This window comes from Hungatella effluvii (genome assembly GCF_003201875.1).
GTDB lineage: Bacteria > Bacillota > Clostridia > Lachnospirales > Lachnospiraceae > Hungatella > Hungatella effluvii.
Genome location: NZ_QJKD01000012.1, coordinates 164,879 through 186,254, shown reverse-complemented (window position 1 = coordinate 186,254; position 21,376 = coordinate 164,879). Strand labels below are relative to the sequence as shown.

Annotated in this window: 14 protein-coding genes and 1 other annotated feature; of the genes, 11 read left to right on the top strand and 3 right to left on the bottom strand. The window is 48.8% G+C overall.

What is annotated here, in order from left to right; translation table 11 throughout:
- The first annotated feature begins 14 nt into the window (after window positions 1-14).
- From DFR60_RS21105 to DFR60_RS21080, 5 genes are all read left to right on the top strand, one after another.
- Entirely contained in the window at window positions 15-587 is a 573-nt protein-coding gene (locus DFR60_RS21105; protein ID WP_110324654.1) for a DUF4358 domain-containing protein, read from the top strand.
- 2 nt (window positions 588-589) lie between these two features.
- Window positions 590-1,993 carry an MBOAT family O-acyltransferase gene (locus DFR60_RS21100; protein WP_110324653.1) on the top strand — a complete coding sequence of 468 codons (1,404 nt, stop codon included), beginning with the start codon at window positions 590-592 and terminating at the stop codon, window positions 1,991-1,993.
- A gap of 32 nt (window positions 1,994-2,025) precedes the next feature.
- Window positions 2,026-3,204 carry a DHHW family protein gene (locus DFR60_RS21095; RefSeq protein WP_110324652.1) on the top strand — a complete coding sequence of 393 codons (1,179 nt, stop codon included), beginning with the start codon at window positions 2,026-2,028 and terminating at the stop codon, window positions 3,202-3,204.
- Between the two features lie 117 nt (window positions 3,205-3,321).
- Window positions 3,322-3,735 (top strand): GNAT family N-acetyltransferase, encoded by a 414-nt coding sequence (locus DFR60_RS21090; RefSeq protein WP_110324651.1) that lies wholly within the window; start codon window positions 3,322-3,324, stop codon window positions 3,733-3,735.
- A 759-nt stretch (window positions 3,736-4,494) separates the two neighbouring features.
- The gene (locus DFR60_RS21080; protein ID WP_110324650.1) at window positions 4,495-11,199 is read left to right on the top strand and encodes a bacterial Ig-like domain-containing protein; all 6,705 of its coding nucleotides are present in this window, start codon (window positions 4,495-4,497) and stop codon (window positions 11,197-11,199) included.
- 95 nt (window positions 11,200-11,294) lie between these two features.
- Here the strand turns inward: DFR60_RS21080 and DFR60_RS30475 are convergent, their stop codons facing one another.
- Window positions 11,295-11,447 carry a hypothetical protein gene (locus DFR60_RS30475; RefSeq protein WP_167437669.1) on the bottom strand — a complete coding sequence of 51 codons (153 nt, stop codon included), beginning with the start codon at window positions 11,445-11,447 and terminating at the stop codon, window positions 11,295-11,297.
- Window positions 11,425-12,114 (bottom strand): Crp/Fnr family transcriptional regulator, encoded by a 690-nt coding sequence (locus tag DFR60_RS21075; protein WP_167437668.1) that lies wholly within the window; start codon window positions 12,112-12,114, stop codon window positions 11,425-11,427. The genes DFR60_RS30475 and DFR60_RS21075 overlap by 23 nt, the downstream gene beginning before the upstream one ends.
- Before the next feature lie 153 nt (window positions 12,115-12,267).
- Between DFR60_RS21075 and DFR60_RS21070 the strand changes: the two genes are divergently transcribed.
- The 4 genes from DFR60_RS21070 to DFR60_RS21055 all read left to right on the top strand — a co-directional run bounded on the left by DFR60_RS21070 (window position 12,268) and on the right by DFR60_RS21055 (window position 17,988).
- Entirely contained in the window at window positions 12,268-13,704 is a 1,437-nt protein-coding gene (locus DFR60_RS21070) for an SLC13 family permease (protein WP_110324648.1), read from the top strand.
- Window positions 13,705-13,721: 17 nt separating this feature from the next.
- Window positions 13,722-15,578 carry an aryl-sulfate sulfotransferase gene (locus DFR60_RS21065; protein WP_110324647.1) on the top strand — a complete coding sequence of 619 codons (1,857 nt, stop codon included), beginning with the start codon at window positions 13,722-13,724 and terminating at the stop codon, window positions 15,576-15,578.
- A 68-nt stretch (window positions 15,579-15,646) separates the two neighbouring features.
- Window positions 15,647-15,926: a binding site (T-box leader), on the top strand.
- A gap of 69 nt (window positions 15,927-15,995) precedes the next feature.
- Window positions 15,996-17,219, top strand: a complete 1,224-nt coding sequence (gene tyrS / locus DFR60_RS21060; protein ID WP_110324646.1) for a tyrosine--tRNA ligase — start codon at window positions 15,996-15,998, stop codon at window positions 17,217-17,219.
- A gap of 229 nt (window positions 17,220-17,448) precedes the next feature.
- Window positions 17,449-17,988: a GNAT family N-acetyltransferase gene (locus tag DFR60_RS21055; RefSeq protein ID WP_110324645.1), complete on the top strand. Its 540-nt coding sequence runs from the start codon at window positions 17,449-17,451 to the stop codon at window positions 17,986-17,988.
- A 130-nt stretch (window positions 17,989-18,118) separates the two neighbouring features.
- Here DFR60_RS21055 and DFR60_RS21050 read toward each other — a convergent pair whose 3' ends face one another.
- Window positions 18,119-19,027 carry a hypothetical protein gene (locus DFR60_RS21050; protein ID WP_110324644.1) on the bottom strand — a complete coding sequence of 303 codons (909 nt, stop codon included), beginning with the start codon at window positions 19,025-19,027 and terminating at the stop codon, window positions 18,119-18,121.
- A 145-nt stretch (window positions 19,028-19,172) separates the two neighbouring features.
- On the opposite strand from DFR60_RS21050, the gene DFR60_RS21045 reads away from it, so the two are divergent.
- Both DFR60_RS21045 and DFR60_RS21040 read left to right on the top strand, forming a co-directional pair.
- On the top strand, window positions 19,173-20,282 hold the full coding sequence (locus DFR60_RS21045) for an RNA-guided endonuclease InsQ/TnpB family protein (protein ID WP_110324643.1): 1,110 nt from the start codon (window positions 19,173-19,175) through the stop codon (window positions 20,280-20,282).
- Between the two features lie 334 nt (window positions 20,283-20,616).
- A complete protein-coding gene (locus tag DFR60_RS21040; protein ID WP_110324642.1) occupies window positions 20,617-21,144 on the top strand; it encodes a putative immunity protein in 528 nt (175 codons plus the stop codon).
- Window positions 21,145-21,376: the final 232 nt, after the last annotated feature.

Below are 21,376 nucleotides of genomic sequence, written 5' to 3'. Positions count from 1 at the left end.
TAAAGGAGAAATTTATGAGAAAATCAGTATATGTAACCGCGCTGGTTCTGACAGCGATAAGCCTTACGGCCTGCGGAGGCAGGAAGGGCCCGGATAACGGAAGTTCAGGAACTGTGGCCGAGACCACACAGGCGATTACGGTGGATCTGGAGAAAGTTCACCAGGCCGTAAAAGAGGTATATGGAGAAAATTATATTCCGAGTGCAGCCTATGACGCACAGGCATTAAACGATATATTCGGAGTTCCGGAAGATTTATATGATGAATTCATCGCGGAAGGACCGATGATCAGCGTCCACGTGGACACCTTTGCCGCCATCAAGGCGAAGGAAGGAAAGGGCGAAGAGGTGGAGAAGCTGCTTACCGATTACCGCACCCGTCTCGTGGAAGATTCCATGCAGTATCCGATGAACATCAGCAAGGTGCAGGCGTCTGAAGTAGTCCGCCACGGAGATTACGTGTTCTTCGTTATGCTGGGAACAGCTTCTGACGAAGCGCTGGATCAGGGCGAAGAGGCTGCCCTTCAATCTGCACAGGAAGAAAACAAGAAGGCAGTTGACGCAATTAACGCATTTTTTGAGGGGTAAACATGGTATTTTCCAGCCTGTTATTCTTATTCCGGTTTCTGCCGGTCATGTTAATTGTATATTTTGCTGCTCCAAAGAGGTTCCGCAATGGGGTTCTGTTCCTTGGGAGCCTCATTTTTTATGGCTGGGGAGAGCCGGTGTACATCACCCTTCTGCTGTTTTCCACGCTGGTCGATTACGTCCACGGACGTCTGGTCTGGCGCTTTATGGAAGAGGGAAAAGAGAAGCGGGCCAGGCTCTGTGTGGCTTCCTCGGTCATCATCAATCTGGGGCTTTTAGGCGTCTTTAAGTATGCGGATTTCCTTTTGGAAACCGTGGGGAGGCTGACCGGGCTTTCGTTCCCTCTTCCGGGACTGGCGCTTCCTATCGGTATTTCCTTCTATACGTTTCAGACCATGTCATATACGATCGACATCTACCGGAAGGAGGCCAGCCCGCAGAAGAATATTATCGATTTCGGCGCCTATGTCTCCATGTTTCCCCAGCTGATCGCAGGACCAATCGTGCGGTATCACACCATTGCGGAGGAGCTGCGGGAGCGGACTGAGAACTTTGCCGGATTTTCCAGGGGAGTCTTTCTGTTTGCCGTGGGTCTGGGAAAGAAGGTACTGATCGCCAATACCATAGGAGCGCTGTGGACGCAGATTTCGGGCGTCCCGGATGGAGAGCGGACTGTCCTGATGATGTGGATGGGGATTCTGGCGTTCGGCATGCAGATCTACTTTGATTTCTCCGGTTATTCGGATATGGCCATGGGGCTGGGGGCGATGATGGGCTTTCATTTCCCGGAGAATTTCCGGTATCCCTATACGGCGAAGAGCATCACCGATTTCTGGCGCAGGTGGCATATTACCCTGAGCACCTGGTTTAAGGAGTATGTGTATATACCGCTGGGCGGAAACAGGAAAGGCGCGGCGGTGCAGGTGCGAAACATTGCGATCGTCTGGCTGCTGACAGGAATCTGGCACGGAGCGGCCTGGAATTACCTTTTATGGGGGCTCTATTTCGGTGCGCTTCTGCTTCTTGAGAAGTTTATTCTGAAGCCGTACCTGGAGAAGATGCCATCCGCCGTCAGAAGCGCATACGCCATGACCTTCGTCTTTCTTGGCTGGGTGCTGTTTGCACATGAAAATATGGCGGAGGGGCTTTTGTACTTCACTCAGATGGCCGGCGCCGGAGGTATCGCCTTTGCAAGCCGGAGAACGTGGTATTTGCTGGTGACCAATCTGCCGCTTCTTGCGGCGGCTGTCCTGGGCTCCACACCGCTTCCGGGGATCTTATGCAGGAAGTTTTCGGGACGCGTGAGGGAGACGGCCGAATTGCTGTTTGTGGCGGTTATTCTTGTGCTGTCGGTAGCATTTCTGGTAGACGCCAGTTATAATCCGTTTCTGTATTTCAGGTTCTAGTGCCTCCCGGCGCTGGCAAATGAGGAGAGCTTATGAAGAAAGAGAGACATAGTGACAGAGCCATGACCTTCCTGTTTCTGGGCTTTTTGGGGATAGTATCCCTGGCGGGTATGATCACGCCGCAGAAGGCGTTTTCCGACTCGGAGAACCGGTATCTGCAAAAGAAGCCGGAATTTACGGTGAAGTCTCTGCTGGATGGAAGCTATGGAGAAAAGTATGAACAGTATTTGAGCGATCAGTTTCCGGGAAGAAATGGATGGATCGGTCTGAAGGTTACGTCAGAGCGTCTGGCTTTTCAGGAAGATGTAAACGGTGTATACTTTGGAAAAGACGGCTATCTGATCGAGAAATACGATACCGAAGATGTGGAAGGGGAGCAGCTGAACAAAAATTTGGAGAAGCTGGCCGCATTTACAGGGGCGGCGGAGACGTCCCTGGGGAAAGACCATGTTCGGGTGATGCTTGTACCGTCGGCGTCCCAGGTCATGACAGACCGGCTGCCATTTCTCGCCGCGCCCTACGATCAGGGCCGGGTAACGGAGCTGCTTTCCGAACGCCTGAAAGAAACAGGAAATTCCACGGAGATGGTGCTTCCGGCAGAAGACTGCTTAAAATCGTTTCGGGACGAGGCGCTGTACTACCGGACGGATCATCATTGGACCGCCAGAGGGGCGTTTTTGGGATACCGGCTGTGGGCGGAGTCCATGGGGCTTATCCCGTGGACGGAAGACATGTTTGATATCCGGACGGCCAGCAGCGAGTTTCATGGAACGGTCTATTCCAAACTCAATGTTCCGTGGCGGTACGATTCCATCGAAGTGTGGCAGCCGAAGGAGCCGCAGGATTACCGGGTGTCCTTCGACGGGGAGCCGAAGGAATATGATTCCCTCTACTTTCCTGACGCATTGAAGGGAAAGGACAAATACGCCGTGTATCTCGACGGCAACCATGCCATAACAAAAATCGAAAACAGGAGCATAGAGGGAGATCAGAAGGAAAAGAAGCTTTTCATAATCAAGGACTCCTACGCCCACAGCTTCGCGGTGTTCGCGGCCAACCATTTCGGAACCGTTTATATGGCGGACCTGCGGTATCTGAACCTGAATTTGAAGGCATGGATGGAGGAACAGGGGATCACGGATGTTCTGTTGATGTACCAGATTCCGGGATTTGCAAAGGAAAAGACGGTATCACGGCTGGTTTATAAATAGCAGGGGCCGTGAACTGCAGCGAGGCGTATGATGAAGGAGATATAACAGAAGGCTTCTTGAACGATAGTTTAAGAAGATGTAAATAGAAATAAATCGGAATTTACGGAGGCAAGAGGAATGAAAATAGAATATAGAAATCAAAAAGATTTGCCTTGCGATGAATTATATAAACTCTTTCTTGCAGTAGGTTGGGCGAAAGAGGAAAATACGACACAGAATATGATAGACAATTTTAATTGTGCTTTTCTTACCTCAACATTTGTGCTCTCTGCTTGGCTTGATAATCATTTAGTTGGTTGTGTAAGAGTTTTGTCTGACTTACATTTTCGTTCCATTATTTACGATTTAGCAGTTTTGCCAGAATATCAAAGACGAGGGATTGGAACAGAACTTATGAAAAGGTGTATAAACATGTGTCCAGGTTCCGAATGGGTGGTACAAACAGATTGTGCTAAGGGCTTTTATGAAACAATAGGATTTAAGCAGAATACGGAAGATACTTTTTTGATGATACCTTGTAAATGGTTTTAATCATTCAAATGTTTTCAATGCGTATTCTGTCTTCACTCCGTAACACAACAAAGGCAAAATCGAGATTTCAAGTCCTTGCATAACTATTGTACGGGATTGTCTTCCGGCCGTGGGAATACAGGTGATCGACGCGCTTTCAGCAGCCGCAGAGTGTTACGGAGAAGCGTGAGATATCCGGATGAAGGAAACTTGAGAAGCAGTTAAAAATGCAGTGCCCCCATACAGGACAAAGAAGTTGAATGTCCCGTATGGGGGCGTTTTTTATTTTACGAAGAAGCTGTACTGGTACTGCATCGCATAATTAACTGTGATGAGAGCCGATGAAAAATATTAAAAATAAAAAGTACAGGTATTGCTTAAGAAATTACATGGACAGAGGGCGGGGAGAAATGGACTATTGAACAATACTAATAAAATTACAGCTTCATGAAAAAATAATCTATTCAAAACAAACAAAAAACTATGTGATAATACAGTCAGAAGGAGAGGAGGGAGAAAAAACATAAAAAAGTGCAGGAAAAAAGCTTATCGCGTGAACGCAAAGCAATCTGGTGGCACAGAGTTGTTCCTGCATTTTATCACAGCAATAAGCCTGACTTCATTATAACAAATTGAGAGAGCAAAAGGAATCCGTTTTCGATATTTTTTGCTTTTTCCTCTGTTTACGTCACTGTTCATAATGGCAGTGAATGCGGGCTTATTGAGAATATTTCAATGAACTGTTTTATGGAAAAGGGTATGTAAAGAGGAGGAAAAAGTATGAATTGTAAGAAACAGGGGCAGAGAGCGTTGTCCTGGATTCTTGTGACTGCAATGATGGTACCTTCCGTTTCTGTTCCCACGATAGCCTATGCTGAGACAAACCAGCGTATCGCTACCTTTGTGGGCCAGGTGCCGGAGCAGTTAAAAGATGACGCATCTGTCAATGCAGACCAGTTTGGTAAGGCATACGATACCGTAGCAGTGACCAGCAAAGGTGTACGATATGATGTGGAGGTCGTACCTCAGGATCTGGTATATTATATTGATAATTACAGCAGTGAACCGTCGGATGGAACAACTCCCGCCTATGAAGCCGTGAAGGAATTAACGGGGGATCAGCTGAAAAATGATGCGGCCGATGCGGTGTACGCAGAAGGTTCCTGGGGATTTCACAATCAGAATGTGAAAACCAAAGGAAATGTAACAACAGAAGATAAGGCGGTATCCGGGATCTATAATGATCAGGATAAGCTTCTTACCTATACGCTTCCCCTGGATGCGGGAACGTATGAAATAACAACCGCGCACTACGAATGGTGGTCAGGTCAGGGAAGGACGCTTACCATCACCGCACAGATTGACGATGGCGCCCCGGTCTCTCTGGGAACGACCGGAGAACTTAACGTCAACCAGGAAACACGAGTCACTGGCGACGTCACCCTGGATAAGGCCGGAGAGGTGACTCTCCGAATTCAGGATACTAAGAATAAAGGGGCAATTTTAAGCTGGCTGGCAGTTGCCGAAAAGGATTCATCCCTGGTGCCGTTTGACACTGCGCTGGAGGAGACGGATGGCGGCCTCACGAATCGGGGAGCGGGCGTTATTTCGGACGCCGGCCGCGGTAACGTAATACAGGTGACAGCTGGCTGGAATAATCAGAATGGCGGCCATGCGGAGATCAAAGATGCGGCCGCGCTGTTTGGGAGAAAAGAATTTACGCTGCTTGCCAACGTAAAGGTGGAAGATACGGATACAAATGAAGAAGACAGGAATAAAAAAGCGGCATTTTCCATAGGAACAGAGAATCAGAATATCCACATTTTTACCCAGTCGGGGAAAGTGGGATACGGCGATTCCAAGGCGGGTGGAGGAATCAGCGCCGGGAATACGGCTCTGGAACATATCATCGCAGATGACTGGAACGCCATGGCCGTGTCTTATTCGGAAAAGGACGGCGCCAACGGTTCTGTCACGGTTTATTTAAATGGTGAAAAGGCGGGAGAGATTCCTGATCTCGGCTTCAAACTGAGCGGGATGAGCAGTATAACAGCAGCTTTGGGACGCTCCTTTGCCACCAATTATCTGCTGAATGGCCTTTATGATGATATAGTGGTGATCCCTTCTGCCATGTCGGAGGAAGCGGCTGCAGCCGAGACGAAAACGCGGATGATGGAGCCGCTGCTTTCTGAGTTAAAGAGCGCTGTGGCGGAGGCAAACGCCTATCTAGACACGGAAGATCCTGGCAATGAGGCGCTGAAACAGGCTGTCGCCGAGGCAGAAGCCCTTCTTGCAGGCGGAAATGCTTCGCGAGAGGCCGTATTGGCAGCTTCCGCAAAGATCAGGAATATTCTGCCGGTATATGACGCAGCAATCACCATAAAGGGCAGCGATGTGGATGCGGCGGCTCTGATGACCAATGGATTGACATACAAAGGCTGGGGACTTCTAAGCTGTAACGGAACCAGCAATCTTCTGATGGACTATAAGGCAGAAGCGCCGGAAAAATACTGGGAAATGATCGACACTCTGTTTGCAGGAGATCATCCGTTAATCTCACACGTAAAGATAGAGATGGGAAATGACGGAAATACGTCAACCGCGGCGGATCCCGCTACCATCCGGTATGAGGGCGAGGAAGCGGACGCATCCCGTTCCCCGGGCTGGCAGCTGGCAGCCGACGCAAAGAGCGTAAATCCTGATGTAAAGATCAGCGTTCTGCGCTGGCGTTCCCCAAACTGGACCAACGGCAATACCAACACGGAAAAGATCTATGAATGGTACCGCGATACGATTTTCGATGCCTACGAGAAATACGGCATCATGGCAGATTACATTGCCGCCGGTGTCAATGAGGCGAACTACAATGATGCCATTGAAACCAGTGCACCGATGACAAAAGGATTTACAAAGCTGGTGGAAGAAGAAAATGATTTCCCGGATTACATGTCCGAGGAGGCTCAGGACGCCTATCACAGGATTCAGTTTGTGGCCGCGGATGAGATAGATTCCTGGGGAATTGTAACGGATATGTATCAATCAAAGGATCAGAAGGACGGAACCTGGGAAGCCGTTGATGCTGTGGGAATCCATTATGTAACCGGTACAGATCAGAATGTACGGGATCTGGCACAAAAATACAATAAGGAAATCTGGTACAGCGAAGGCTGTGCGAATTTTGGCATGACGAGCCAGGCGGAGCGCCGTACCGATACCTACGTTCCAATGGGTGGAAATCAGAGTCCGCTGGCCATGGTGGATGGTTACTTGAACTCCTTTGTGTTCAGCAACATGACTCATTATATTTTCCAGCCTGCAATCGGCGGTTTCTATGACGGGCTGCAGTATGCGCATAAAGATCTGGTCAGCGCCAGAGAACCATGGGCTGGATATGTCCGTTATGACGAGGCCCTTTACATGACGGCGCATTTTACCCAGTTTTCCAAGTCTGGGTGGGCGGCTGATGAAGACAACAGCAATGAGATCTGGCTGGGAATTCCCCAGGCCAGCGACTCCTATGCAGGCGACAACAACAAAAACGAGCACCTTTCCAATGAAGCCGGAAAACCCAGCTATATGACTCTGGCCGCCCCTGATAAATCGGATTTCTCAGTGGTGGCTGTGAACAACAGTCCGAAGAAATTGAATTATCAGATTAAGGCCGAGGATATGAAGCTCGATGAGAATCAGAAGCTGGAAATCTGGCAGACAAAGGCAGACGAGTATATGGAATTTAAGGGAGAAGTGGCTGCGAATTCGGCCGGTATCTATACCGTGCCGGTGGATGCCGGAGCCATAGCGACCTTTACGACGCTGGATTACCACCAGAGTGAGGGTGACCGGGCGCTTACGCTTCCGGAACATACTTCATTATCGGATAAGGCAGTTCTGGATACGGATGACGATGGAAAAATGGGAGCCGGCTGTACAGAGGTTACCGACAACGATATTCTCTACGCCGATGATTTTGAGTACGACGAGGAAGGGACTGTGACAGTCAACACGGCAGACGGACCGGAGCAGCAGGATTACTTATCATCCCGAGGAAATGAACCGCGCTACATGATGGATACCCATGGCGCCTGGGTGGTGGAAAAGGAAGAGAACGGCAATCAGCGCCTTGGCCAGATTTTATCGGCTTCCGTAAGCCAGTGGAATGGCGGGGATCCGGAGACCATTGTCGGTGACTACCGCTGGATGAATTATAAGGCAAGCATCGATGTACAGGCTGATAACGGATACGCCCTTTTGGGAATTCGTCAGCAGACAGGAATGAACAGTGATAACAGCGGTTACAACTTATTAATCCAGAACGGAACGTGGAAGCTGCGCAAAGGCGGCAGCACTCTCGTGGAAGGCAGTATGCCTGAGAAACATGGGGAATCCTATCATATCGCCCTGGAAGGCAGAGGCAGCGCCATACTGGCCTATGTGGATGGAGAACTGGCGGGAAGCTATATTGACAATGACAAACCGTATCTGATGGGACGCGTTTTCCTGGGAAGCTCCTGGGCAGAGACGTATTTTGATAATCTGAAGGTGGAGAAGATCCCGGGCTACGTACCGTATGCGACAGCCTTTTATGATGACCACGACGACGAGGTACAGTACAGTGATAACTGGACGCTGGCTGGTCCCGGAAACGGCAGCGCGGATAACTGGTACCGGACCACCTCCTACAACAAGTCTGGGGAAGAGTCGTATGTGACGTTTGACGGCAGAGGAACCGGATTCATGCTGGTAGGTGAAAATGGGGACGGCGTTCAGGCGGATATCTACGCAGATGGCATTAAGACAGCAGAAAATATAGAAAACAATTCCAGCAGCAAACGCTATTCCACAATTGTATTTGACGGCCTTGCGTCAGGAGATCATACCTTTAAGGTGGTGGTGAAGAGCGGAACGCTTGTCATTGACGGCGTTTACATTCTCGGCGAAGCTTTGCCGGGAGGCGGAAACGAAGCCTTAAAGACGCTGGTTGCCGAGTGCGGAACGTACCAGGAGGCGGAATATACCGCCGATCACTGGAAAAACTTCGCTGATGCACTGGCTGCGGCGCGGACAGTCCTGGAGAAGGAGACAGAAGCGACCCAGCTGGAAATCGATACGGCAGCAATCAGGCTTCGGGCGGCCAAAGACTTGCTGCTGCGTCTGGATCAGCCTGTAGAGGTTATCGATGACAGGCTGCCGGATTACCTGGCTGTTACCGAAGGCAGTGTGATCGAAGAAGACATTCTGCCGGAAGAAGTGAGGGTGAAGCTTGCAGATGGCACTGAGAGTACTGCGAAGGTCGATTGGACCAATAACGAGGAGGATACCTTCTCCGTGCCGTATCAGACGGTCCGTTTAAAAGGAACTGTGGAAGGCGGCAAAGATCTTCAGGCCATTATTCCGGTAGAGGTGGTACCGGAAGACACCTTATATTTCATTGACAGCTTCAGCGCGGATCCGGAAGATGGAACTACGCCTGTCTACGAGGCGGTTCGCAGTCTTCTTGGAGATCAGCTGAAGAATGAGAAGGCCGATCAGATTTCCGATGGTACGAAGTGGGGCTTTAACAAGACTGGCGTGGTAACGAAGCCAGACACCGATTTGAATGATAAGTTCAGCTCTGGAATCTACATGGGAGGAGGCAATCCGGTTATCTATTATCTGCCTTTGGAAGCGGGAGCATATTCTCTTACCGTCGGCGTCAACGAATGGTGGGAGCCGCGTTCCATGAGGGCTGTGGTTCTGGCGGACGGAAAAGAACTGGCAGCAGAGAACCTGTCTCTCTCCGGATATGGGGCGCAGGATGAAAAGACTCTGAATTTCACTTTGGAGAAGGCGGATACAATAACGTTAAGAGTTGACAAGGTAAGTAAAAATGATCCGGTTATCAGCTGGCTGGCAGTTGCGAAACAGCCGGAGGTGCTGGATATCAGCGGAGTGAAGGTGGAAAGACTTCCGGATAAGACAGAATACCGGATTGGTGAAAAACTGGATACCGCCGGTATGGTGGTGGTGGCCACCATGAGTGACGCGACCAGAGTCGAACTGGAGGAAGACCAGTACACCGTAAGTACTTTAAATTCCGGGACTCCCGGTGAAAAGGAGATTACCGTATCGGCGGCCGGAAAGAGTGGAACCGTATATACGGACACCTTCCGGGTAGTCGTAACAGAGGAAGGCACCGAGTACTATACAACAAAGATTAAAGTGACCGAGAAGCCGGACAAGATGAAATACTATACGGGCGACGAGTTAGACACTGCCGGCATGGTGGTGAAGGCTCACCAGAAAGCCAGCCCCAGCAACGCGGAAAGAGACATCGAGATATCGGATTATGTGACAGACTACGATTTCAGCAAAGCGGGGAAGGCAACCGTCGAGGTTATCTACGAGGACGAGAACAGCGACGGCGAGCGGATAGAGTTTACCGACTCCTTTACCGTAACCGTAGAGGATGAACCGGTGGAACCGGAGTATTACACGACCCGCATCCGGGTTAATAAAAAGCCGAAGAAGGTCGTATACAAGGTCGGAGAGGAGTTCAATCCGGAAGGAATGAAGGTGATGGATATCCAAAAGGCCAGTCCGGGGAATGCCACGAGAGCGGTGGAAATTCCGCTGGAAGAGCTGGACTGTCAATACGATTTCAGCACATCGGGCAATAAGAAGGTCACGGTAGTCTATATGGGAACCGGTAAGAATCAGGAAGAAAAGGAGTTCCAGGCAACCGTTGATGTCTCCGTAGCCGATGAGGCGGAAGAGGGCTTTTACACAGAAAAAATTAACATCACTGCCCAGCCAAGTCAGACAGTATACCGTGTGGGGGATATGTTTGCCCCGGCAGGAATGGTGGTGACGGCTATCCGGATGAACCGTGAAACAGGGGAAGCCGTGGAGGAACCGATCAGTGATTACAAAATCAGTCCGGCACTGTTCATGATTTCCGGCGATATCAAGGTGACTGTTTCTTACACCGGAATCGACAAAAACGGCGACGCCAGGGTGTTCCAGGATTACCTGTGGGTGACCGTCAGACCGGCCGAAAGCAGCAGCGGCAGTTCCGGAAGTACGGATACTTATGAGGCCAAACCCGTTCCCAAACCGAGCAGCAGCATGGACGGCGGAAGCTGGAAGCAGGACGGCGGAAGCTGGCGGTACACGAAGCCAAACGGCCAGCCTGCCAGAAATGAATGGGGACGCATTAACGGTTCCTGGTATTTCTTTAAGGGGGACGGCAGGATGGCGGCCAACGAGTGGATGATGGATGCAGACGTCTGGTACTTCGTGGACGAAAGCGGAGCCATGTATGAAAACCACTGGCTGGAATATAACGGAAACTGGTATTATTTAGGACAGAGCGGAGCCATGTATGGGAACCGCTGGCTGGAATACAACGGCGCATGGTATTATCTGAATGCAGACGGTACCATGGCTAAAAACACTGCCACTGCAGATGGGTACCGGGTCGGCAGCGATGGAAAATGGGTAAAATAAAAACAAATAGATATGCCCCCTGTCAAGCAGACAGGGGGCATACGTCTGATCCTATTCATCTTCCTGCGTGGAGAACTCGTAACAGTCCAGACGGCTTATCTTCTTGACCCCAAAAGCCGGTCAAGAAGCATCGGATATCCATCCGATGCAAAAATCAGCGCAAAAACGGTCTTATAGGCAAGCTTAACGTCCGCCTTTGCACTGATTTTCCCGCCGTCTGAACTGTTACGAAAAATCACCGATTTCATGTGGATTTTCTGCAAGATACTTTAACTGCTCCATATCACAGATTACGGTTTTGTGACCTTCCTTTTCAATCACCTTCATTTTTTTCAGCACCAGCATGATTTTGGAAACGGTTACCGAATGGACTCCAAGGTATCTGGCCAGTTCGGTGTAGGTAAAATATTTTTGAAGTTCATATCTTCCGTTCTTTTCATTTGCCAGCTCAATCAGAGTCCGGCAGAGACGCCCCGACGTATGATCCTCCTTCGAAGAATGTACATGGGAGATTTCCTCCATAAAATGCCGGGCGATTCCTTCGCTGATCCAGTAGCCGATTTCCGGCTCTTCTTTTATCTTTCTCTCCAGTACGGAAAAAGGAATCTTGTATAGAATGCACTCTGTTTTTGTATACAAAGAACAGAAGCTATAGAGTGAATTAACCTGGGCTGCCCCCTTGTGGGATAGAAAAAACGGCACGCCGCCGATCAAATCCTTTTCCCTGAAATAGTGATAGATAATCTCTTCCCCGTTTTGGGTGAAACGCAGCAGGGCGCATACGCCGGATATCAGACAGTAGGCAGTATTTTCATGATTGATGATCGAAGAAAAGTACTGGTTTTTGTCCAATTGGATCCTGGTGCCCTCTTTGCATAGAATTTCTAAAAAATGATCTCTTTCGTTCTCCTTCACAGTCCCTCCGGTTGTACAACATGCACATAAAAGATGCATCCTTTTTTTATTTTATAAGCGATGTTTAGTGATTGCTATTTTTTTAACAGCAGTCGTATGTTATTATCTTAACAGAGTACTCAGACAAATTCAACCGATAAAAGGAGAAGCACCATGAAATCAGGGGTTAAGTATTATATTCATTGTATTATTGGCATATTGATTATGCTGGTTTTCCGTTTTATTTCTCCCTTTGGACCAGTTACGGAAGTCGGAGTCAAGGTATTAGGCGTCTTTCTTGGAACGATGTATCTATGGACCTTTGTCGATACGCTCTGGCCCAGTCTGTTCGGTGTCCTGATGTTAGGATTTACCGGTTTCGGCAGTTTTAACGGCCTTTTGAGCTCGACCTTCGGAAATCCAATCGTCATCATGCTGTTCTTTGTCATCATGCTGACGGGAGCCATAACAGAAGAAGGAATCTGCGAGTATATTTCCCGCTGGTTTATCACCCGCAGGATCAATAACGGACGACCATGGGTATTCACCGCAATGCTTTTACTGGGAGTATATCTTTTATCCGTATTGACCGCTCCGAGTCCCACCATATTCATTTTCTGGCCGATTCTCTACAGCTTATTTGCGGTAATCGGCTATAAAGAAGGCGACCGGTATGTGACCTTAATGCTGATCTCCGTGGTAATGGCGGCTTCCTTTGGGTTTGCGACAACACCTTTCAAGGGCGCGCTCCCGGGGTTGCTGGGCAATTATGCAAAGGTGACCGGGACGGCGATCGAATACCTTCCCTATATGGTAACCGCAGCGGCGATTTCTCTGACGGCGCTGGCGGCCATCCTTCTGCTCATGCGTTTCGTACTTAAGCCGGACGTGACGCCGCTGAAACAGATCGATGCCGGGCTTTTTGACAAAAATCCGCTGCCTCCCATGAATCTCCGCCAGAAAAGCTTAAGCTTTGCCCTGCTCTTTTTTATCATCTGGGTGCTGGCTCCCTCTCTTTTGCCGGAAGGGGCTCTGCAGCAGCTGTTAAAGGATACACAGAATGCAGTCCCCGTCTTTATCATAACCGTATGCTGCCTGATCCACGTAGATAAAAAGCCGCTGGTTAATTTTAAGACGATTGTTTCCAAATACATGATCTGGTCCGTTGTGCTGATTGTAGGCTCTGCATTGACCATCGGAAATGCATTGACCGATGAAGCTACTGGAATCACCGTGTTATTGAAGCAGATTCTAACGCCTGTATTCGAGGGGCAGAGTCCGCTGGTCTTCACCATTACCATTGTTGTCATTGCGTGTGTTCTCACCAATATCTGCAACAATATGGTGGTAGGCATGCTGCTCATACCAATTATCCATGTATTTTCGCAGCAGATCGGCGCCGGCTCCGCGGCCATTGCCTGCTTGTCCATGTATATGGTGTGTATTGCCGTTGTGACGCCGGCAGCCTCCACGACATCGGCCATCCTGCACGGAAATACGAAATGGCTGAAAATTGGTGATATCTATAAATACGGAATCCTGATGAGCATAATCAGTCTGATTGCCGTCTTGGCCGTGGGCCTGCCCATCGCTAATATTTTCTTTTCATAAATAACAGGAGGAACAGGATGAAAACAATAGAACATTTTATTGACCAGCAGGCCGCAGCAGAACAGGAATTTATGGAGAACTTTCACCGGGAACACAGCTCATTTGAAAATCCGCTCGTTACGGTAAATCCTTACGGCATAGCGCCTCTCACTGCCGTGATCGCTTTTTTTACGGAGGAGAAGGCGAGTGTGAGCATTACGGTGAAAGGGATGGAAGCCAGCGGAGACATCGCGAAATCATTTCCGGAGGCGTATGAACACGTAATACCGGTCCTTGGCCTGTATCCGGGAACGGATAACACCGTGGAACTGAGGTTGTCGGATGGGCGGCGTAAAGAAATCATGATCACCACCGGCCCGCTGGACAGCGCCGTCAAGCTGCCGGAGTCCATTGACACGACAGCCGCGTATATGGGCGGAAAAATGATGTTCGTCGTACCCGCCATGGGCGCGCTTCCGGCGGCTTACGATTACCGCGGAGACTGCCGCTGGTACTGCACGGAAAACATCACCTTCGCCATAAAGGAACTGCAGAACGGCCGTTTTTCCATCGGTTCCCCCCGCCTTCTGGAGAAACCGTATTATACGACAGGGCTGTGGGAAATGGACCTGATCGGAAAAATCTATGCCGAATACCGTCTTCCCGGCGGCTATCACCACGACCAGTTTGAGATGGAGGATGGGAACCTCCTTGTATTGACGGAGTGCTTTGAAAATGGCACGGTGGAGGATATGTGCGTCCTGATTGACAGGGCGGATGGTTCGATTTTAAAAACCTGGGACTTCAAAGATATTCTGCCTCAGGATGCCGCTCCTTCCGGAAGCTGGAGCCGCCATGACTGGTTCCACAATAATGCCCTGTGGTATGATAAAAAGACGGATTCCATCACACTATCCGGCCGCCATCAGGATGTCCTGATCAACATCGATTTTCAGACCGGAAAACTGAACTGGATTCTGGGGGATCCGGAAGGCTGGCCGGAGGATATGAGGGAAGCGTACTTCTTAAAGCCGGTAGGCGATCTGGAATGGCAGTATGAACAGCACGCATGTCTCATAACCCCGGACGGTGATGTTATGACCTTTGACAACGGCCATTACCGTTCTAAAAACCCGGAGCACTACCGCCTGGGAAAAGACAATTACTCAAGAGGTGTGCGTTTTAGCATCGACCGGGAGAACCGGACCGTCCGACAGATCTGGCAGTACGGAAAGGAACGGGGAAATGAGTTCTTCTCGCCCTACATCTCCAACGTGGACTACTACGGAGAGGGGAATTATCTGGTGCATTCCGGCGGGATTGCCTCCCTTGACGGTATCACCTGCGAAGGAGTCGGCTCCCGCAGATATTTTGAGAACAAAAATGTCCGGCTTGAGTCAAAGACCGTGGAGCTTCTGGACGGCAGCGTTGTCTATGAAATGTGCCTGAACGCCAATTATTACCGCGCAAAGAAAATGGCTCTTTACAGCGAAGGGGAGAACTTGACGCTGGGACGCGGAACAGTACTGGGGACATTAGGAAAAACGCCGGAATTCGGAACCGCCGCCGAGACAGAATATAGTATAAGCACCATTCCGGATCAATACCACTTGGATATCAGTGAAGAGTTTGACCGTTACACCTTCCATGGTACCTTCGAGAAAGGGCAGCTGGTGATGCTGGTCTTAGAAGACGGGGAGGGAAGCTGTCATAACTATTTCATATCCACTTCCGCAGTGTCATTTACTGCCATGTGTGTGGGCACATTCCAGAGTTCCGGGCGTCAGGTGGACTTCCGGCTGAATAAATGCGGTCTTCAGGGGGAATACGCCGTTTCTCTGATTATCGATGATACAAAATACAGCCTTGGCCTGACTTTGAAAATTGATGGCTGAAAAAATAAATTTAGGCTCTTGACAAACAAACCGAAACCTCATATACTAATCAATAACTTCATAAATGCAAAAAGGCGTTGATAAGAACAAGTAATAATGCGCAACAGCACACAGAAAGCAGCCGGTTGATGAGAGGCGCGTGGAAAGCGGATTGTGAATACATCTTTGAGCTTCACACTGAAAGCAGATCTGGAAAGGACGGAGAGTCCTGCGGATCGGCGAGTAGACTGTGACGGATTCCTGCACACGTTATCGTGCTAGAGTATGACAATCGTACTCGAAGAGGTAAGCGGCGCGAGCCGTTTATAAATTAAGGTGGTAACACGGGATTACAGTCTCGTCCTTTGAACAGGACGGGACTTTTTTTAATGTAATAGGGAAGTATCTACAAAAATTAAAGAAAAGGAGAAAACAATTATGACAGCGTACGAAGAACTCAAAGCCCGCGGCCTCATTGCCCAGGTAACGAATGAAGAAGAGATCAGCAAAATGATCAACGAAGGGAAGGCTGTATTCTATATTGGCTTTGACCCAACAGCGGACAGTCTTCACGTAGGACATTTTATGGCGCTTTGCCTGATGAAGCGTTTACAGGAGGCGGGAAACAAACCGATCGCGCTGATCGGCGGCGGTACCGGAATGATCGGTGATCCGTCGGGACGCAGTGATTTACGCCAGATGATGACTGTGGATACGATTCAGCACAACTGCGACTGCTTCAAGAAGCAGATGAGCCGTTTTATCGATTTTTCCGAAGGAAAGGCCATGATGGTCAACAATGCGGACTGGCTGCTGGATTTGAATTACGTCGATTTCCTGCGTGAAGTGGGAACTCATTTTTCTGTAAATAACATGCTGAGAGCCGAATGCTACAAGCAGCGTATGGAGAAAGGCTTAAGCTTCCTGGAGTTCAACTACATGATCATGCAGAGCTACGATTTCTATGAGCTGTTTAAGCGTTACGGCTGTAATATGCAGTTCGGCGGCGACGATCAGTGGAGCAACATGCTGGGCGGAACAGAGCTGATCCGCCGGAAGCTGGGCAAGGATGCTCACGCCATGACAATCACCCTGCTGCTTAACTCCGAGGGCAAGAAGATGGGCAAGACCCAGTCCGGCGCTGTATGGCTGGATCCGAACAAGACCACTCCGTTTGACTTCTACCAGTACTGGAGAAATGTGGGCGACGCAGATGTCTTAAAATGTCTCCGCATGCTGACATTCCTGCCGATCGAGCAGATTAACGAGATGGATAAATGGGAAGGAAGCCAGCTAAACCAGGCGAAAGAAATCCTGGCATACGAGCTGACAAAGCTGGTTCATGGCGAGGAAGAAGCTGAAAAGTCTCAGAAGAGCGCCCGCGAACTGTTCACCGGCGGTAATGCGGCCGATATGCCGACCTGCGAGCTGACAGATGACGATTTCAGAGAAGGAACCATTGATATTCTCGATATTCTTCATAAATCCGGTCTCGCCGGCTCCCGTTCCGAGGCAAGACGCAACGTGGAACAGGGCGGCGTATCCGTTGACGGCAATGCAGTAAATGACGTGAAGGCCGTCTTTGCCAAAGAGAGCCTGGAGGGCGAAGGCGTCGTTGTGAAGCGCGGAAAGAAGAAATTTGTTAAGGTTATTGCGAAATAGATTTGAGAAATTGGTGAGAGCGGTGAATGCTTATGGCGTTCGCCGCTTTCCTGTTGTTTTAGTATAACTGTCCCAGAGCCTGCGGCAGAAAGCGCTGATAGAAAATGACATCGGAATACTTGACAAAACCGGCAGCTGAATTTAGAGTAGAATGATAACTCCGGTTGGGACCGGAAAACCGTCAAAGCAGGGAAACGCAGAATCAGGTAAGAACCCAGGGAGGAATACTGTGGAAAGCATAAATGTGATTGTAGAAACAGAGCGGTTGATTTTAAGAAGATATGCAGAAGGAGATGCGCAGGATTTGTACGAATACTTATCCAATCCGGAGGTCGTTAAATACGAACCTTATAAACCGATGGATATGGATGAAGTAAAGAGTAATCTTGCCTGGAGAATCTCGACCGATGAGATGATTGCCGTTGAATTAAAAAGCAGTCATAAGATGATAGGAAATGTATATTTGGGAAAGCGGGAGTTTGACGCCCTTGAAATGGGATACGTATTTAATCAGGATTATTGGGGAAAGGGATATGCTAAGGAAAGCTGCATGGCTTTAATCGGGCAGGCGTTTTCCAGTGGAATACATAGAATCTTCGCTGAGTGTGACCCTCAAAATCAAGGCTCCTGGAGACTGTTGGAATCGTTGGGATTTGAACGGGAAGCTTTCTTGAAACAAAATGTGTATTTTTGGAAGGATGACGATAACAAACCTCTTTGGAAGGATACCTATATTTATGCCAGGTTGAATCCGCATATGGAGAGGTGATAAAAAGGATGGCGAAGGCTGGGATCGCTCTTGGGAGAATCCCGGCCTCCGCCATCCTTTTTATGTGGATTGCCTGATTACTGTGGTGACGCCGATGTTGACAGCAGCGCTGCCAATGGAATTGAACGGCTTAGTGAAGTGCGCCGCTTGCGTCGGGCGTAAAGGTTTTCGCTTTTGTCAGCATTTTTCCGTTTTCCTGCAGGTAATAGGTCTTTCCGTCAACCGTGAGAAAACCTGTCTGCATAACGCCCGTTTCCGGATTTAAGTAATACCAGTCGCCGTTATCATTTAACCAGCCTTTGTGGAGACTGCCGGTGCTGTCATAGTAATACCAGCTGCCATCCTGGGAAGACCAGCCGCGCGGGGCTGCCGCTTCGCCGGAGCCGTCTGTATTCGCTGAATCGGCAAATGCTACGATTTTATATGCAGTATTGGAGCCCGACTGTGTCCAGACGAGACATTTCTTACCTTTCACAAGGTCCTGAAGTGTGACGATATTTCTTGTGAGGTAAGGAAGAATCTGACTGTCGGAATTAACGGTATAGGTGGTGCCGTTATCTGCTGAAATGGTACCGGAAACACCGTCACCTGCAACTGTCAAGGTATCAACTGTTATATATTCCGGAACTTTGAAATCAGCCGGAATGCTGCAGAGAATGATCTCTCCGTGAGACATCGGCGGAAGACTTAAGGTCATGGCCGGGCTGATATAGGCGTAGATGGTCTCGCCGCTTTTAAGAGTATCCAGCGAGGCGGGATAACCGTTTACTGCGTCTAATATTCTGGTTTCTTCTGATACATTGATAATTAATTCCTGTCCGGCAAAATCCCCGTCCTGCCGGGAAATGGACAGTCGGCCGTCGCTGGTCTGATTTACCGTTCCATAGATCCGGACGGAAGAAGGAGCCGTACCTGTGTCAGCCTTTGAACGGAAAGCAAATCCAGAGGCGAAGACGGCTGTGACGCATAAAAGTGAGAGAAGCAGACTTCCGGTTAATTTTTTCATAAAATGCACATGGAGACTCGTGTCTTTAGACATGAGAGGTATTGTTCCCCTCCTGACTTTTTTGCGAGCTCCTTCTCCTTTTTAATTTTTTTAGTTTTTTAAACATTTGTTTGCTTTTTTACTTTCGAATGTGGTAAAATGTACTCATCCCATAAAACTGTTATGAGGTATAAAATCTATGAAATCTATTACCATTACTGCTAAAGTCAAACTATACCCTACATCAGAACAGATGATTATTTTGAATAAGACACTGTCCGTTATCCGGGATGTGCTGAACTTTGTTTCCACATTCGTTTTTGGACAGGAAGGCATCCGCTATCTCGAATTAGACCATGCCTTATACTACCCGGTCAGGCAGCAGTTTGGACTCCGCTCTCAGATGACACAGAGTGTATTTAAGACCGTCCTTGCAAAATATAAATCCATGAAAAGCAATGGGCACCCCTTTTCGAAAGCATCTTTTCGAAACTTCGAGTATGATCTGGTCTGGAACCGGGATTACTCCATATCGAATCAGTCCATCAGCTTAAATACCCTTTCCGGCAGGTTACATATTCCCTTTGAACCCAAAGGGATGAAACACTGGCTGCGTGCCGGCGGACGCTTTGGCACTGCCAAACTGATTCGAAAAAACAGGAAATATTATCTGCATATACCGGTCACCCTGGAAGTTGAGAACAGGAATATCTTAAACCATATCGTTGGAATTGATCTCGGCGTGAACCATTTGGCAGTTTCCTTTGATGGTGAAGGGGACACCAGATTCTTTTCCGGCCGCGCAATCAAGGAAAAACGTGCAAAAGCCCTTGCCCTGCGCAAGCGCCTGCAGACATGTGGAACAAAATCAGCAAAGCGTAAGCTTAAAAAGCTCCGTGAGAAAGAAAAACGTTACGTAACCGCGGTAAACCATGCGGTTACGAAGGCACTTATCTCACAGTATGGAGCAGGTACGCTTTTTATTATAGAAGATTTAACCGGGATTCGTACTGTCACGGAGCACGTCCGTTTAAAATCCCGATACGTAATAGTCTCCTGGGCGTTTTACCAGTTCCGAGAGATGCTGGAATACAAAGCAGCGCTGTCGTATTCAGAAGTCCTTGCGATAGACCCGAAGTACACCAGCCAGAGCTGTCCGGTCTGCGGTAATACAACAAAGGCTAACCGTAACAGAAAGAAGCATGAATTTTGTTGCACTGTCTGTGGTTACCGGAGTAATGACGACCGTACCGGAGCCATAAACATCTACCATAAAGGATGTAACACTCTGTTCGCAGAGGCCTGTTAGGCAGAACCGAAGCAGGCGGGCTGCCGTCAATCAGCCTATTGTAGCCAACGTTTGAGGTAGGAGACATGAATCACATGTCGTACTACATGTAGTTGAGTTACAAGCCCGTGCCTGGGCCTGCCCCGTTCCATCGGGCATTAGACATGGGTAATTGACTGAAAACCTCCATTAAGTTAGTTGTGTTTTTCGATTGCTGCCAATTAGATTATAGCAGGTTGGAAGAAAAATGAAAATTAAGAAAGGTTTACAAATACTTACAATGATGGATGGAGTGCTGGGGAGTATGGTATGATAAATTTGTGTGAAAGATGAGAGAAGGAACAGGAGAAAAACGATGCCTAAATTAAGAAAAATGCTTGGTGATGTCAATTCTGCGGAATGTATTGCTCTGATGCGTCTTATTGAAACACAGAATGAAAAAACGCTGGCAGGCTGGGCTGTTGGCTATGCGAAAGATAATTTCCTGGGAATTTATGAGAACGAGTGCCCGGGGAATGCGTGTCTGAGGGATACAATACTGGCGTGTGAGGAATATTTAAAAGGAAGCGGTAAATTAAGTGAGATAAAACCGGTAATTAAGGAAGCGGGGCAGCTTGCCCGGGATCTGGCGGATAATCCGACCGCGCAGGCTGCGGCGCGAGCGGTTTCAACAGCATGTGCTTCGGTCTATACGCCGACCAGCGCGCTGGGATTTCTGTTTTATGGGGCGGCGGCCGCAGCATACAGCCAGGCCGGACTGGAACAAGGTGCTGAGGTTTATGATAAAATAGCTTCCAAAGAGTTGGAAAACGCCGTAGATTCACTGAAACAGGTCTGCGTGCCGGATGAACCACAGCCGGTGAAGGTGAAATGGAATTGTTAGGGGGGGCCCGATGCAGAAGATTGTTGCTGTTAAATACAGCCGACAAAGAAAATAATTTCAACGTGGAAATGCCGATTCCTCTTATCTTTTTAATCGGTATTTCCACGTTATTTTTTTGTGCTCTGTTCCCGCAGGGAAAGGTCTCACATTCAGACTCATCACTATCTGATTCATTGCCGCCTGATTCCAAGCCGGAATTCTGTTTATAATAGAATAAAAGCGCTTTTTCGCC